Annotated in this window: 14 protein-coding genes; 5 read left to right on the forward strand and 9 right to left on the reverse strand. The window is 43.6% G+C overall.

What is annotated here, in order from left to right; genetic code table 11:
* Window positions 1-14 precede the first annotated feature (14 nt).
* On the forward strand, window positions 15-653 hold the full coding sequence (nth, locus tag LRQ06_RS03095) for an endonuclease III (RefSeq protein ID WP_232764975.1): 639 nt from the start codon (window positions 15-17) through the stop codon (window positions 651-653).
* Window positions 654-663: 10 nt separating this feature from the next.
* A complete protein-coding gene (gloA, locus tag LRQ06_RS03100; RefSeq protein WP_232764976.1) occupies window positions 664-1,083 on the forward strand; it encodes a lactoylglutathione lyase in 420 nt (139 codons plus the stop codon).
* 83 nt (window positions 1,084-1,166) lie between these two features.
* Here gloA and LRQ06_RS03105 read toward each other — a convergent pair whose 3' ends face one another.
* Window positions 1,167-2,018, reverse strand: coding sequence for an SDR family oxidoreductase (locus LRQ06_RS03105; protein ID WP_232764977.1), 852 nt, complete (start codon window positions 2,016-2,018; stop codon window positions 1,167-1,169).
* Window positions 2,019-2,142: 124 nt separating this feature from the next.
* Here LRQ06_RS03105 and LRQ06_RS03110 point away from each other — a divergent pair, with 124 nt between their 5' ends.
* Window positions 2,143-2,565, forward strand: coding sequence for a winged helix-turn-helix transcriptional regulator (locus LRQ06_RS03110; RefSeq protein ID WP_232764978.1), 423 nt, complete (start codon window positions 2,143-2,145; stop codon window positions 2,563-2,565).
* 42 nt (window positions 2,566-2,607) lie between these two features.
* On the opposite strand, the gene motY is transcribed toward LRQ06_RS03110, so the two are convergent.
* Window positions 2,608-3,495, reverse strand: a complete 888-nt coding sequence (gene motY, locus LRQ06_RS03115) for a flagellar protein MotY (RefSeq protein WP_232764979.1) — start codon at window positions 3,493-3,495, stop codon at window positions 2,608-2,610.
* 266 nt (window positions 3,496-3,761) lie between these two features.
* Between motY and rnt the strand changes: the two genes are divergently transcribed.
* On the forward strand, window positions 3,762-4,415 hold the full coding sequence (gene rnt, locus LRQ06_RS03120) for a ribonuclease T (protein ID WP_232764980.1): 654 nt from the start codon (window positions 3,762-3,764) through the stop codon (window positions 4,413-4,415).
* A 37-nt stretch (window positions 4,416-4,452) separates the two neighbouring features.
* Window positions 4,453-5,781 (forward strand): Na+/H+ antiporter family protein, encoded by a 1,329-nt coding sequence (locus tag LRQ06_RS03125; protein ID WP_232764981.1) that lies wholly within the window; start codon window positions 4,453-4,455, stop codon window positions 5,779-5,781.
* A gap of 79 nt (window positions 5,782-5,860) precedes the next feature.
* Here LRQ06_RS03125 and purF read toward each other — a convergent pair whose 3' ends face one another.
* The 7 genes from purF to LRQ06_RS03160 form a co-directional block, all read right to left on the reverse strand.
* A complete protein-coding gene (gene purF, locus LRQ06_RS03130) occupies window positions 5,861-7,378 on the reverse strand; it encodes an amidophosphoribosyltransferase (RefSeq protein ID WP_232764982.1) in 1,518 nt (505 codons plus the stop codon).
* A gap of 37 nt (window positions 7,379-7,415) precedes the next feature.
* Window positions 7,416-7,907, reverse strand: coding sequence for a CvpA family protein (locus tag LRQ06_RS03135; RefSeq protein ID WP_232764983.1), 492 nt, complete (start codon window positions 7,905-7,907; stop codon window positions 7,416-7,418).
* A gap of 64 nt (window positions 7,908-7,971) precedes the next feature.
* Window positions 7,972-8,562, reverse strand: a complete 591-nt coding sequence (locus LRQ06_RS03140) for an SPOR domain-containing protein (RefSeq protein ID WP_232764984.1) — start codon at window positions 8,560-8,562, stop codon at window positions 7,972-7,974.
* Window positions 8,562-9,833 carry a bifunctional tetrahydrofolate synthase/dihydrofolate synthase gene (folC, locus tag LRQ06_RS03145; protein ID WP_232764985.1) on the reverse strand — a complete coding sequence of 424 codons (1,272 nt, stop codon included), beginning with the start codon at window positions 9,831-9,833 and terminating at the stop codon, window positions 8,562-8,564. Before folC ends, LRQ06_RS03140 begins: the two co-directional genes overlap by 1 nt.
* A 43-nt stretch (window positions 9,834-9,876) precedes the next feature.
* Window positions 9,877-10,794 (reverse strand): acetyl-CoA carboxylase, carboxyltransferase subunit beta, encoded by a 918-nt coding sequence (gene accD, locus LRQ06_RS03150; protein WP_232764986.1) that lies wholly within the window; start codon window positions 10,792-10,794, stop codon window positions 9,877-9,879.
* Between the two features lie 158 nt (window positions 10,795-10,952).
* Window positions 10,953-11,753 carry a tRNA pseudouridine(38-40) synthase TruA gene (truA, locus tag LRQ06_RS03155; protein WP_232764987.1) on the reverse strand — a complete coding sequence of 267 codons (801 nt, stop codon included), beginning with the start codon at window positions 11,751-11,753 and terminating at the stop codon, window positions 10,953-10,955.
* A gap of 68 nt (window positions 11,754-11,821) precedes the next feature.
* Complete coding sequence (locus LRQ06_RS03160; protein WP_232764988.1) at window positions 11,822-16,810, reverse strand: FimV/HubP family polar landmark protein; 4,989 nt, start codon at window positions 16,808-16,810, stop codon at window positions 11,822-11,824.
* Between the last annotated feature and the right edge of the window lie 55 nt (window positions 16,811-16,865).

The following is a 16,865-nucleotide window of genomic DNA, read 5'->3' on the forward strand; positions in this document are numbered from 1 at the left end:
GTCAGCATATAATAATGAATAAACAAAAACGCATAGAAATACTGGAACGGCTTAGAGCCAGCAACCCCAAACCGGAAACCGAGTTAATCTGGAGTTCGCCATTCGAATTACTTATCTCAGTTTTATTGTCAGCTCAGGCAACCGATGTCAGTGTCAATAAAGCCACGGCTAAACTCTACCCAGTCGCCAACACACCGGAAGCCATGCTTGAACTTGGTGTGGAAGGGGTAAAACACTATATCAAAACCATAGGACTGTTTAACTCAAAAGCCGGAAACATCATTAAAACCTGTCAAATACTGGTGAAAAATCACAACAGTCAGGTTCCGGAAAACCGGGATGCTCTGGAAGCATTACCCGGTGTAGGCAGAAAAACAGCAAACGTTGTTCTGAACACCGCCTTCGGATGGCCAACCATTGCTGTGGATACGCATATTTTCCGAGTGTCAAACCGGACCAAATTTGCAACGGGAAAAAACGTCGATGAAGTGGAACAAAAACTGTTAAAAACGGTTCCCAAAGCGTTTAAAGTTGACGTTCATCACTGGCTGATTCTTCATGGTCGCTACACCTGTGTTGCGAGAAAACCGCGTTGTGGCAGTTGTATAATTGAAGACTTATGTGAATATAAAGACAAAACAGACCCTGAATAGGAGCAACAACATGTCAAATACAAGAATTCTGCACACGATGCTACGAGTCGGCGATCTTGATCGTTCCATTACTTTTTATACAGATGTCATGGGCATGAAACTACTGCGCAAAAGTGACAACAGTGAGTATAAATACACACTGGCCTTTCTGGGGTACGCTGAAGAATCGGAAAGCACCGTTATCGAACTGACCTATAACTGGGGAACATCTGAATACGAAATGGGCAATGCTTATGGTCACATTGCGATTGGCGTGGATGATTTGGTAAAAACCTGTGAACACGCGAAATCCGTTGGTGGCATCGTAACCCGGGAACCGGGCCCGGTTAAAGGTGGCACCACGAACATTGCGTTTATCAAAGACCCTGATGGTTATATGATTGAACTGATTGAAAATAAATTTGCCGGTCAGGGGCTTGGAAATAACTGAGTTAAACGAATGTGTCACGACATCGACAAATTCAGTATCAACATTATAAACATGTCGGCCTGAGACAGGCCGACATTTGTTTTTTACAGTGAGGCTTTGACAAGCTCGCGTAATGATGTGGTCGGATGGCCAAGCAGTTCACTCAGTGTATGACTATCGTCAAATAATCCTCCCTGAGAGGCACCTGTATCCGAATTAGCGAGAAGTTCAGCAAATGGCGCAGGAAGACCGGCACCTTCAAGTGCTTTGGCAAACTCAGCTTCCGGCATATCAAGATATGGAATCTCTTTGCCTGACTCTTCACTTATTATTGTGCAAAGTTCTGACAAAGAATAACTTTCGTCACCGGACAGTTCATACACTTTTCCTTTTTGGTCTTTTTCACTGACAAGAACCAATGCAGCGGCTTCTGCATAATCTTCCCGTGCCGCGGAGCTGATTTTCCCTTCTTTCGCACAACCAATAAAAGCACCATTAGCCAGTGCCGGAGCAATGCTGGCTAAATAATTCTCTGTGTACCAGCCATTACGCAGCAGGACATGCGGCACCGCCGCTTCTTTCAGATAATCTTCGGTTTCGTTGTGTTCCGTAGCAAGCGCCAGCGGTGAAGTCTCTGCATTGAGCAGGCTGGTATACGCAATAAGAGCGACACCGACCGATTTAGCGGCATCGATAACATTCTTATGCTGTACAAAACGTTGCCCGATTTCACTGGAAGAAATCAATAATACCTTCTCCACCCCCGTTAATGCCGTTGCAAGGGTCTCAGGCTGAGAATAATCAGCCTGCCGAACTTCAACACCCAACGCTTTTAACGGTGCCGCTTTGTTTACATCCCGGGCCAAGGCAACAATATTATCTGCCTGTATATGCTTAAGCAGATGTTTAATAACAAGTTGTCCCAATTGACCTGTTGCACCGGTGACTGCAATCATATTCTTTCTCCTGTATTTCATTTTATTTCACTCGATTTTCTATAGCTTGCCACGTATACTTACTAATTGTAAGTACGTACTTTTTTGTAAGTATTAATTTTCTTCTCAATTTTCGGAGAAAAACATGGAATATAAGAAAACAGAGTCGATAGATGACTCCTTTGCGAAGAAATACAACCGGGGAAATGTTCTGGCTAAAGAGTGCCCTTCTCGCAGTATTTTACAGGATGTCACCAGTCGTTGGGGAGTATTGGTTTTATTTTCACTATTAAACGGCACTCACCGGTTTAGCGAACTGCGGAAAAAAATCTCAGGCGTAAGCGAAAAGATGCTATCACAAACATTGCAGGCTTTAGAGGCCGATGGATTTGTGCTGCGTATTGCTCATCCGGTTATTCCTCCTCATGTTGAATATCAACTAACCGAAAACGGGATTGAAGTCGCCCACAGACTGGAAGAATTGGTAAACTGGATTGAATTGAATATTAACGATATTCTGAACGCACGAAGTCATTATGACGAAATCAGAAAAAGCAGAGAGCGCTAAAAAAGCACTCTCCGGAAACGTCTTGATATCATGAATATGAAATCATACCCGGTTTCGTCCGAGAGAAATAACTACACGACGGTTTTTTTCCTTTCCTACCGGAGATGAATCATCAGCAATAGGACGTCGTTTCCCATAACCTTCAACCTGAATCCGGTTTTCAGGGAGTCCTAAAGACTTAAAGTAATCACGCAAAATTTTCGCCCGGCGTTCGGATAAATTTTGCCGCTCACTTTTTGTTCCATCTCCATCGGTATAAGTTGATACCAGAACCAAATCAATGTCCTGGTTATAACGGATATACTGAGCGATCTGAGCAAGACGCTTCTGTGAGGCTTTGTTTACCTGAAGGCTATCCCGGTCGTAGTGTAATATCGTAAATGAAATATCTTCAAAGCTGTACGGTAATAGTCGGTGAATGCATTGACTGAATTCGTCGTATTTTTTCTGGAAGAGAACCGATGACAAAGCGACTTCCACTCTCTCATTTCGGCTTCTCCACGCCTGATAGCTAAAGGTCGGGAACCTTCCCTTCTCCAACTCACTCAATAAAGCCCAGGCAACCTGACCGCCAATATATCCATCGAATTGCTGAAAAAATTTGATTTCAGTTACCCTGTCAGCTTTTTCTCCCGGGCGCCAGGAAGGAGGCATTGAGATTAAAGTAACATTACGTGTTTTCCCCATTGGGCGGTTCATCTTCAGCTCAAAATCGAGATTAATTTTTTTACTTGCCCGTGATGTAAACTGAGCCGTACCAAAATGCGGAATAGGATGAGTTAACTGACACTCGAGAGGGGTATCCTTAATTATGTTCCAATGAGACTCAAGAGGTTTGGCGACATAACGGGTCTGCATCTCCATAGCATAAGAAGATGTTGCAATAAAAATTGCAGCTCCAGTCAATGTTAAACGATACCACTTATTCATGACGCTCAATTACTCCAAACAACCACTTATGACGGCAACAATTCGCCGTTATCTCGTCAGTACCAAAAATACAGCAAATATCTTGCCAATTAATTTAAAGTACCAGAGTTGAAAAGGAATGATACCAACCAGTCTTGTTGTTGATGCTCTGAATCCCGTAACCTGAAATGACCTATGTAAAAAGCCCTATTGTTTTTATGATAGTGGTTTTGATCATACCCATAATCTGCAATAATGCGTCCCCTGTTTTATTATCTAGGGAAATCATGGCGACTCATAGCGATACTTCACTGTTAAGGCAACGTTTCCGGGGATATTTACCTGTCGTAATCGATGTTGAAACGGCCGGCTTTAATGCGGCAACAGACGCTTTGTTAGAAATTTGTGCAATCACAACTCAAATGGATGAACAGGGCTATCTGCAACCGGCAACAACAATGCACTTCCATATCATGCCATTTGAAGGCGCAAATTTGGAAAAAGAAGCACTGGAATTCATAGGTATGCCAGATCCCTACAGCCCACTCAGAGGCGCTGTCAGTGAAGCAGAAGCATTAAAAGAAATCTACAAACAGATTCGTAAAGAACAGAAAGATGCCGGTTGCCAAAGAGCCATTATCGTTGCTCATAACGCTCAATTTGATCATAGCTTTATAAAAGCAGCCAGTGAACGGGCAAAATTAAAGCGGGTCCCTTTTCATCCTTTTGCAACGTTTGATACAGCCACGTTAAGTGGGCTGGCGTACGGACAAACTGTTTTGGCGAAAGCATGCAAAGTTGCAGGTATGGAGTTCGATGCAAACGAAGCCCATTCCGCTTTATACGATACAAAAAAAACCGCTGAATTATTCTGCGGCATTGTCAATAAATGGAAAGACCTCGGTGGCTGGCCATTAGCCGACAATACCCAAAACAATTAATAAATAACGATAGTTAGACTTAACAAACGAGAGTAGTATGAATCCTGTTGTAATATCCGTCTGCGTCATGCTGATACTTGCATTGATGCGAGTAAACGTGGTCGTAGCACTCACATTTAGTGCTATTGTCGGAGGCTTGGTTTCCGGCATGTCACTGAATGAAGCGGTTTCCGCCTTTGAAAGTGGTCTTGGAAACGGTGCCAATATTGCGTTAAGCTACGCAATGCTTGGAGCATTTGCTGTTGCTATTTCCAAGTCAGGTGTCACGGATCTGGTCGCACAAAGCGTCGTAAAAAAAATATCCGGCCGAAGACATGATACCGCAAGCCTTGGCTTTAAGTACGCTATGTTATTTGCTTTAGTACTTGTCACCATGTCTTCACAAAACATCATCCCGGTCCATATTGCTTTCATTCCTATTTTGATCCCACCACTCCTTGGTGTATTTGCAAAATTAAAAATTGACCGCCGACTTATCGCCTGTATTCTGACATTCGGTCTAATCACACCCTATATGGTTCTTCCAATCGGTTTCGGAGGTATATTCCTGAACGATATCCTGCTTAAAAATTTGCACGATAACGGACTCGCTAATGTTACTGCCAGCCAAATTCCTACTGCAATGTTGCTCCCAGGGTTAGGTATGGTATTTGGGCTTCTGCTGGCTGTCTTTTTCTCTTATCGCAAACCTCGCGAATACCAGGAAAATGATATGACGGTAGTCAGCCACGATACGACCGTTCAGATTAATAAGAAAAATATCTTTGTTGCCTTTTTGGGTATCATTGCCGCACTCTCCATTCAGTTAATGACAGAATCTATGGTTGTCGGTGCTCTTACGGGCTTTATGGTGTTTGCTCTTGGTGGCATTATCAAATGGAAAGAGACACATGATGTATTCACCCGGGGTGTCCACATGATGGCAATGATCGGCTTTATTATGATTGCAGCGGCTGGCTTTGCAGCTGTAATGAAACAAACCGGAGGTGTTGAATCGTTGGTTTCTTCACTATCAAGCACTATCGGTCATAACAAACCTCTTGCTGCACTGCTTATGCTTGTTGTCGGACTTCTGGTAACGATGGGGATCGGTTCATCCTTTTCTACGATTCCAATAATTGCAACCATCTACGTTCCTCTGTCTGCTGCATTTGGGTTCTCACCACTTGCAACCATTGCGCTTGTTGGTACTGCGGCTGCACTTGGGGACGCAGGTTCTCCGGCATCAGATTCAACACTGGGTCCGACAGCGGGCCTGAATGCAGATGGGCAACATGAACATATCTGGGAAACGGTCGTACCAACGTTTATTCACTACAACATCCCGCTCATTATCTTTGGCTGGATTGCTGCGATGACTCTGTAGAATTATCAACAACAAAATGAAAAGGCTTCCATTCGGAAGCCTTTTTTATTAACAACTAACCACGTTGCCAGTATTTTTATTATGCACCTTCGTTATACAACTCAAGATTAGCCAGCTCTTGCTGTATTTCACGTTGAGTCTTAGCATCATCATTGCGCATATCTTCAAGATACTGCAAATAATCATTATCGATATCACCGGTAACGTATTCACCATTAAATACCGATGTTTCAAAATTCGTTATCTCTGGATTTCCAAGGCCAACCGCTTCAACCAAATCACCCAGCCTCTGGAATATAAGAGCATCTGCTCCAATTTTTTCACAAATTGCATCTGAATCTCGGCCATGAGCAATCAATTCATGAGCACTTGGCATATCGATACCATACACATTAGGGAATCGTATCTCTGGTGCAGCAGAGACCATATAAACTTTATTTGCGCCGGAATCACGTGCCATTTCAACAATTTGTTCCGAAGTTGTACCACGTACAATTGAATCGTCCACCAACAGAACGTTCTTATCTTTAAACTCAGAACGAATCGCATTTAGTTTACGACGGACAGACTTCACCCGTTGCTCCTGACCTGGCATGATGAAAGTACGCCCTACATAGCGGTTCTTAACGAAGCCCTGACGATAAGGTTTATTTATCGCCTGTGCAATCTGTAAAGCAATATCATTCGACGTTTCAGGAATAGGAATCACAACATCAATATCCAGTTCTGAATACTCGCTTTTTATCCGCTCACCCAATTTTTTACCCATTTCAACGCGGGCAGCATAAACTGAAATTTGATCGATAAATGAATCTGGGCGGGCGAAATATACGTATTCAAAAATACAAGGATTCAGGCTTGGATTATCCGCACATTGCTTAGTAAACAACTCACCATCAAATGTCACATAAACAGCTTCACCGGGAGCAACGTCACGCATAAATTCAAAACCAATCGCGTCCAATGCAACGGATTCGGAGGCAACCATATACTCGGTTTTCCCTTTTTTATTCACTCGTTTTCCAAGACACAAAGGCCGGATACCGTGAGGGTCTCTGAATGCAATCAAACCATGCCCGATAATCATCGCTACAACAGCATAGGCTCCACGAATCGTCCGGTGTACATTGGTTACTGCACGAAAAACATCATCATCCCCAACATTTCCCTTAACAGTATCAATTTCATGAGCTAACACATTCAGAAGAACTTCCGAATCAGACGTCGTATTAATATGACGACGATCTTTATCAAACAGTTTTTCTCTGACTTCTTTTGCATTAGTCAGGTTACCATTGTGAGCAAGTGTGATACCAAAAGGAGAGTTAACGTAGAAAGGCTGGGCTTCGGATGCGCTTGAACTCCCTGCTGTAGGATAACGAACATGACCAATTCCAACCGTTCCCTGAAGGCGTTGCATGTGCTTAGCAGCAAATACATCCTTCACTAAACCGTTCGCCTTACGTAGACGAAAACGATTGCTATCTATGGTACAAATACCAGCGGCATCTTGGCCACGATGCTGTAAGACCGTCAAAGCGTCATAAATAGACTGGTTTACAGGTGTTGTACCAACGATTCCAACAATACCACACATATGTCTTAATCCTCGATTTGCGACAATTAACAGGCTCTCAAATTCGGCCTGATAAAAAACTTGATGAAGTTTTTAAATGATCAAAGAATAAATTAATAATCCAGCTAAACTGCGGGACAATCTGTGAATTCTTCCACCAATCTGAATCCGGAAATGCAGTAAATGCATCCAAAAAAAACAAAACAGCAGCAACAATCATGACACCACGGAGACCGCCGAATACGACGCCCAGCACACGATCAGTACCCGATAGTCCTGTTTTCTGAACTAACTGAGCAACAACGTAGTTAACAATAGCACCAACAATCAATGTTGCGATAAATAACGCCGCAATTGCAGCACCATTTCTAAATAACGCATCATGTATATTGGTAAAATAGACTGCAAGCTTCGGGTAGTAATGTCCCGCAATGAAAAATGCAGCTAACCAAGTAACTAACGATAAGGCTTCTTTAGAAAAACCACGAATTAAGCTGATTAGCGCTGACAGGCCAATCACACTTAAAATGACAATATCTAACCAATTCATATATGCACTTACAGCTTAAGTTGGGGCGCATTTTAACAGAAAAAACGCGCACGCAAACGTTTTCTTACGGATTTAGTGGTTTAAATTTAATCAATCGACCTTTTGCACCGGTTATTTTTTCCAATTCGGTTAATTGACGCTCAAGCTTACTTTTGGATACATCAGGACCAATAATGACTCTGGTAAACCCATTCTCAACTTTTGTATGAGCCTGATATCCTCTTTTTTGCAGATCACTGACCAGTTTTTTTGCATTATCTGCATTTTTCAGAGCCATTAACTGAATAAGCCAGGCACTGTCCTTATAGTTATTCTTCTCAGCGACTTCACGTACTTCAGTATTAATTTCTGACTTTTCATTCACTGTACGAGGTTTTACTGATGGTTCAGACGATTCTGAATGTTGATTTACAGAAGATTGGACTTCTTTCACCTTAACAGGAGATTCAGGAAGATTAACATCAACTTCTTTGGGCTCAAGCACTTCGTAGGTAGTAGTTGCATCACTATCCGCCATCTCTGGTTTCAGAGGAACACTTGCAATCTCCTCATGAAAGTGCGTTTTTTTTCCATCAAATACATCCGGAAGAATAATAACGCCAATGGATACTAAGATTATGGTGCCAACTAAGCGATTTTGAAACCGACTCGCCATTACACACTTCTCTCCTTACTTTGCCAATACTCCAAAACCTCTCCAGCAGTATGGAAAGACCCGACAACAACAATGACATCAGTTTCTTCTGCCTGTGTCAGAGCGGCTTTAAATGCTGTGACCGGATTCTCATATTCACTGACCTTACCAGAAATATGACAGACTAACTCAGATGCTGTTGCTGCTCTTGGTCCAGTCAGTGAGCATGGATACCAATGCGTTATAACAGGTGATAAATTGGATATCGTTTGCTTAATATCTTTATCATGTAGCATGCCTAGTACAGCATGAATCACTTTACCCGGATATTGTTTCTTTAATTGTTCGCTGAGATAATTTGCCGCATGAGGGTTATGTGCCACATCAATTAAAATGATTGGACAATCAGAAAGAACTTGCATGCGACCAGGCAAATGGGCTTTTTTTAGCCCATTAACAATATTAATGTCGCTAATATCAAGATCAGAACAACCTAATGCCATCAAGGCAGTGGCCGCATTTGGAAGTGGCAGGACAGGCACCGGTAAATCCGTTAAATCAAAAGCTCCGCTTCGCCAGTCCCAGGTCTCATTATCGTTAACTTTATACGTAAACTGAATACCAACCTGATAAAGGTTTGCATGAATCTCATCTGCATGTGCCGCAACTGTCGCAGGAGGATTTGGCTGCCCACAAACGGCGGGGTTCTCAGAACGAAATATGCCAGCTTTCTCATAGCCAATAACATTGATGTCGTCGCCCAACCAATCGACGTGATCCACGGCCAGACTGGTAATGACAGACACATCGTGATCAACCACATTTGTCGCATCAAGACGACCTCCCAGGCCGACTTCTAAAATGGCGACATCCACCTGATTAGATTTAAAAAGCTGTAACGCAGCCAGAGTACCAAATTCAAAAAAACTTAAACTGGTGTTTCCGCGTGCACTCTCAACCACAGAAAAAGCATCAGTATGCTCCTGAGCGGATAACTCCTGACCATTAATACGAACACGCTCTGTATAGCGGATAAGATGGGGGGAACTATAGACACCAACTGTATAGCCGGCATCCAAAAGGATCGCTTCAAGTAAAGCGCAAGTTGAACCTTTTCCATTTGTTCCTGCAACCGTAATCACTTTGGGGGCAGGTTTTGTCAAACCGGCTTCGCCGGCAACAATCTGAACTCTTTCTAAACCCAGATCAATAGCAGATGTGTGAATACTGCTCAGATAATCAAGCCACACCGATAAAGAAGATGTGGCTTGTGGTGTTGGGATCTTTGTCATCTAACGTTAAACCATTCAATTATGGATTTTGTTAGCGCCTACTTTACCCTTTTTTCTCTTCTTCTGATACTGCAGAAGGTGCAATTTCTTCTTCAATTTCTTCCTGAGGAGAAGCAGTATTGGTTAATTTTGCAATCAAACCACCAATTTTTTCTCTCATTTCACGACGGTCAACAATCATGTCGATAGCACCATGCTCCAGCAAGAATTCACTGCGCTGGAATCCTTCAGGAAGATCTTCCCGTACGGTTTGTTCAATAACACGACGTCCTGCAAAACCAATCAATGCTTTAGGTTCACCAATATTAATATCTCCTAGCATGGCCAGACTCGCAGAAACACCGCCCATTGTCGGATCCGTCATAACGGAAATAAATGGCAGTCCTTTCTCTGACAATTTTTCCAACGCCGCGCTGGTTTTCGCCATTTGCATCAGTGACATTAGTGCCTCCTGCATACGGGCACCACCACTGGCAGAGAAGCAGACTAATCCACAATTGTGTTCCATCGCCGCTTCTACCGCTTTAACAAAACGAGCTCCGACAACCGACCCCATTGAGCCGCCCATAAAGGAAAATTCAAAAGCACAGGCAACAATTGGCAAACCTAATAACTCACCTTTCATTACCACAAGCGCATCTTTTTCCCCACTTGATTTCTGGGCAGTAGCAATACGTTCTTTATACCGTTTAGAGTCTTTAAACTTCAGTTTATCCTGAGGTTCAAGATCCCCTCCCAGTTCCACCCGGTTATCTTCATCTAAAAACGTCTCCAGACGCTTACGTGCATGCATACGCATATGAAAATTACATTTAGGGCAAACTTCTAAATTACGCTCTAGTTCGGCGTAGTAAAGTACCTGTTCACAAGAAGAACACTTGGTCCACACACCTTCTGGTATGGATGCTTTTCTTGAACTAACAATGTTACTTTTCTCTAAAATCTTTTCGAGCCAACTCATGGAAGACCTTTCTCTCCTAACCCTTTTATACAGATAAAGGGCATTCTTTCGAAATAAAACACACCGGATTAAACCATAATAATACCGATGTGTGGATAAAAAACTGGTAGTACCTATTCTGATACACGACTTTAATCTGAATTATTGGAGTGACATATTTACAAAGAGTTCAGATTCTCTGGCAAGAAAACAGGACCTAACGGCTGATCAGGTATACCAAACTCATCGGGATAATCTACCTTAACCAGATACAATCCTTCTGCTTTGGCCGTTGCCGACGCCAATTTCCGGTCCTTCTGTTCCAATAGCCATTTTATCCATTCTGTTGATTGCTCACCTTTTCCAACAGTAATCAGACTACCGGCAATATTTCTCACCATATGATGAACAAAAGCATTTGCTTTTATGTCTATCACCACATAATTACCTAACCGAAAAACATTTAAGTGCGATATATTACGCCAAGGACTTTTCGATTGACAGTGCACAGCACGAAATGAGGTAAAGTCATTTTCACCAAGGAGATACTGTCCTGCTTCGTGCATTTTCTTTTCATCAAGCTCGCCATGATAATGGCTGACACCAGAAGATAAAATAGCCGGTCTTAACTGGTGATTATAAATAACATAACGATACCGGCGTGCTGTAGCTGAAAACCGGGCATGAAAATCATCAGAAACAGTTTTTACCCATTTAACGGCAATATCACCAGGTAAATGCGCATTCGTCCCCATGGACCAGGCAATCAACTTACGTTCTGCTTCCGTATCAAAATGGACAACTTGTCCGGTTCCATGAACACCAGCATCAGTCCGCCCTGCACAAGAGACTTCTACCGGATGATTTGCAATAACTGAAAGCGCTGTTTCCAATTTCTGCTGGACACTGGAAACATCCCTTTGCCTCTGCCATCCATAATAATTCGCACCATTATATTCTATGCCTAAAGCGAGTCTCATTGTATTGTTCTCTGAGAAATGGGGTCGGAAGTATAATATTAATCAGTAAAAATATCTAACCAACTTCTTTACTCATCAGAACCATTTATCCGATCTATCAATTCTTTTGCCTGACGGCGGATACCATCATCCCCGTCAACAATCGCTTCTTCCAATAATTTGATTGCACCCTGCTCATCATTCATTTCCATATAAATTTTAGCAAGATCCAATTTACCAGATGCCTCTGCATTACTATCCACATCAATATCACTAATATTACCGATCACATCAGGGAATTCATTCAGACCAACATCCAGTTTTAAATCCTGTTCTTCAAATTCACCGCCATCAGCATCAACCTGAGCCATCAGTTCATCGATGCTCATATAATTTTTCTCTTTTGGATCATCATCAACGATATTATCCTGAACAGCCCAGTTTTCATTTTCTAATTCAGGCTCAGCCGTTTGAATATCTTCCCGCCAAATATCCTGTTCATCATCCGGAATATCTGACGCAATATCATTCTGCTGCTCAGGGGAAAGCTTAAATCCATTCCAATCTTCACCATCCAAACCTTCTAACATCGTTTCGATGTTCATACCGCCACTGTCAATAAAATCATCATCCATCGAAGATGATATGGTGTAATGATCTGAAGCCTCCTCTTCTGATAAAAGCTCATCAAGCGCTTTTTCATCAAAAACAGCCCGCGAAACCTCTTTCAGACGATCATTAGTACCAGCAGCGTTTTCGGTTGTTTTTTCCAGTAATTCATATTCATCAAAATCAGGAAGCTCATCGTCATCAAGCTCAAACCGCTCATTCTGTTCACTTATAGGCTCAATAATTTCAGGTGCATATTCTGTTTCTGAATCATAACTATCCAGGGCATCTTCTTCACTAAACTCTGGTAATTCCTCATCTGCCAATGCTACCGGCTCTTCAGCTTCCACATCGGATTCTGGCTCCAACGGCTGTGGCTCGGTTTCAGTCGGCTCCGGCTCAGCCGTCAACGCCTCATCTAACGCGACTTCTTCATCCAACAGCGCTTCATCATCTTCCGGCGTTGATAACTCGGGTTCGCTGACTTCCTCGCCAGCCAGACTATCTTCTTCGGTAAATTCCGGTAACTCTTCATCCGCCAATACTACCGGCTCTTCAGCTTCCACAACGGACTCAGGATCCAACGGCTGTGGTGCGGTTTCAGTCGGCTCCGGCTCAGCCGTCAACGCCTCATCTAACGCGACTTCTTCATCCAACAGCGCTTCATCATCTTCCGGCGTTGATAACTCGGGTTCGCTGACTTTCTCGCCAGCCAGAGTATCTTCTTCGGTAAATTCCGGTAATTCTTCATCCGTCAGCGTCGCCGGTGCTTCAGCTTCCACAACGGACTCAGATTCCAACGGCTGTGGTGCGGTTTCAGTCGGCTCCGGCTCAGCCGTCAACGCCTCATCTAACGCGACTTCTTCATCCAACAGCGCTTCATCATCTTCCGGTGTTGATAACTCGGGTTCGCTGACTTCCTCGCCAGCCAGACTATCTTCTTCGGTAAATTCCGGTAATTCTTCATCCGTCAGCGTCGCTGGTGCTTCAGCTTCCACAACGGACTCAGACTCCAACGGCTGTGGTGCGGTTTCAGTCGGCTCCGGCTCAACCGTCAACGCCTCATCTAACGCGACTTCTTCATCCAACAGCGCTTCATCATCTTCCGACGTTGATAACTCGGGTTCGCTGACTTCCTCGCCAGCCAGACTATCTTCTTCGGTAAATTCCGGTAATTCTTCATCCGTCAGCGTCGCTGGTGCTTCAGCTTCCACAACGGACTCAGACTCCAACGGCTGTGATACGGTTTCAGTCGGCTCCGGCTCAGCCGTCAACGCCTCATCTAACGCGACTTCTTCATCCAACAGCGCTTCATCATCTTCCGGCGTTGATAACTCGGGTTCGCTGGCTTCCTCGCCAGCCAGACTATCTTCTTCGGTAAATTCCGGTAACTCTTCATCCGCCAATACTACCGGCTCTTCAGCTTCCACAACGGACTCAGGATCCAACGGCTGTGGTGCGGTTTCAGTCGGCTCCGGCTCAGCCGTCAACGCCTCATCTAACGCGACTTCTTCATCCAACAGCGTTTCATCATCTTCCGGCGTTGATAACTCGGGTTCACTGACTTCCTCGCCAGCCAGAATATCTTCTTCGGTAAATTCCGGTAATTCTTCATCCGTCAGCGTCGCCGGTGCTTCAGCTTCCACAACGGACTCAGGATCCAACGGCTGTGGTGCGGTTTCAGTCGGCTCCGGCTCAGCCGTCAACGCCTCATCTAACGCGACTTCTTCATCCAACAGCGTTTCATCATCTTCCGGCGTTGATAACTCGGGTTCGCTGACTTCCTCGCCAACCAGAGTATCTTCTTCGGTAAATTCCGGTAATTCTTCATCCGTCAGCGTCGCCGGCTCTTCAGCTTCCACAACGGACTCAGGATCCAACGGCTGTGATACGGTTTCAGTCGGCTCCGGCTCAGCCGTCAACGCCTCATCTAACGCGACTTCTTCATCCAACAGCGTTTCATCATCTTCCGGCGTTGATAACTCGGGCTCGCTGACTTCCTCGCCAGCCAGACTATCTTCTTCGGTAAATTCCGGTAACTCTTCATCTGCCAATGCTACCGGCTCTTCAGCTTCCACAACGGACTCAGGATCCAACGGCTGTGGCACCATTTCAGGTTCGCTAACTTCTGCCTCTGTAACTGGCTCAGGTTCTTCGGATAAAACGTCTTCAACAACGTCCGGTTGAAATTCGTTCTCTACTACACCAGAAGTTACGCTATCATCTTCATCACCAATATCCCAATCATCATCCTGAGGCACTCCAAACTCATTAGCCTGGACATCTTCCTGCACCTCAACATCGTCAGCAACCGGAGTTTCTTCGGTATCATGACCTTCAATTTCAGGATTAAAATCAAAATCATCCTCAAGGGTACTTCCATCGAGGTCCATATCATCCAGTAACGGATCGTTTTCAGGCACCGAATCAAGTAAATCATCGAGAAAATCATCGCTATTGAAATCTTCCGAATCATCATCAACAGTAGCATCAGGCTCAGATTCCTGAGCATTCTTCTCAATTTCAATCAGTTCATCTAAGAATTCTGTACCATCATCAATGGGATCATTAGATAATTCAGGATCAGAAACATTATTTAATGTTTCATTATCTTCAATTTCCCCATCAGATATTGCTTCTGAAATATCGGATTCTTCAAGAAGTTCATCCAGAGTCGCCGCTGAATTTAAAAGATCTTCATCAAAGTCATCATCGTCACTGGATAAATCAAACTGTGAAGAAAGTTCATCTAATTCTTTATCCCAATCAGTTTGCTCTGCATTATCATCTTCGGCATCAACCAGTTCATCTAATAAAGATGTGTCATCATCACTCAGAAGGCTTTCTTCGTAATCATCATCACTATCAAGGTTATAATCTTCTTCACTTAGCGCATTATCTTCAATTTCATCAAGATTAGCCTGAGATTCAATATTATCGAACAGATCATCAAGCTCACTATCTGATGCGATAGACGCATCACCGACACCAAGATTAGAAAATTCCCCGGCTTCTTTACCGGTTACATCCTCGGCAGATTCAGACGATTCTGATGCTTCTTCAAGATTGTCTAAATCTTCAACTCCTGATAGCAAACTCTCAATATCATCCTGCGATATAATTGAATCTTCCGCACTCTCTTTGGGTTCATCAGAAAGATCAAAATCATCATCAAGATCATTGGCAACTTCATCCAGAGCTTTTTCCATTTCTTCAAGGCCAACAGCCTTGTCATCGGCATTGACACTGATGCCATTCGCACTCTCACCGGATAAAGTATCGTCTATATCAACGCCTATGAAATCGCCATCATCACCCACTGCCGCAAATGGGTCCTCAGCATCTTCCCCATCTTCAAGACTAATGCTTAGATCGCTGTCTTCCAGCTCAGCGAAAACATCGTCTGCATTAACATCATCTTCATCCTTATCATCTGCTGCAAAAAGATCATCATCCAACATCAGATCATCAACACCTTCAGATGGGATTTCTCCGATATTAATTGCCTCCGGTTCTTCAGTTTCCTTAACCGTCTCTGTAATCTCTTCTTCTTTTTCACCCCGCTTACGAATAAACATGATGATCAGATAAGCGATCAGCGCTCCAGGTATTAAACCAAGACCTAAAATAAACCACCATTTTGAAAGCAGCATATCCAGAGAAGTCGGTGCCAGCTTGGCGGCCTCTTCACTTTTTCTTTTTTCTTCAGACAACAGTTTTTCGACTTCAGTTCGAATTCGTGTTTCATCATCCAGATTGCTTTTTAAATGTTCGACTTCGGACTGAACCTTAGAAAGCATTAACATCAAATGGTGATTTTTTTCCTCCAGAGCCAGCAAATTTTCCTGGTCTTTTGTATTCGTCGCCATCTCAGCTAACTTACTTTGCAGACTATTAGCTGTATTTTTTCCTGCCTCCTCAACAGGTGTTGTCTCCGTTCCGACAACTTCCGGCTTACTTTTAACCTCAGCTATTTTCTGCTCTGATGTTTTCTGCGTAAGAATAGCTTTCGGCTTAGGAGCAGGTTTTGATTTAGCAATTCTCTGGCTTTCAGCCTCTCTGTCCAGACGAATCTGGTGAGTCTTCATCACAGCAACAGCTTGTTGCGTCGTAACACTTCTGACCTGAGCCAGTGACGGGATTCTAATGGTACTTCCCGGAATCAGACTGTGAATATTCTGATTTTCAAAAGCGCCGGGGTTTAGCTCGAATATAGCTAACAAAGTTTGTTGAACGGTAACCTGTCTGGATGGACGTAACTTTGATGCAATAGACCACAGCGTTTCATCCCCCTTTGTAGGACCATAAAACTTCGATGGTTGCTGGTTGACTGGCAGCTTATACTCAGGCGCATCCTGTATCCGTCCTGACGGACCAATCACCCGAATGCCAGCCGCACTAACGAAAGAAGACTGTGTCACAACTGTTAGAATCACGACGACCAACAGACGTTTTAAAAATTGACGCATAAAAGGCTCAGCTATGTGCTTTGATAATATAAAAATTAATATTCTGTTAAATATA

Origin of the sequence: Vibrio salinus, from assembly GCF_021272385.1 — a bacterium.
Taxonomy (GTDB): Bacteria; Pseudomonadota; Gammaproteobacteria; order Enterobacterales; family Vibrionaceae; genus Vibrio; species Vibrio salinus.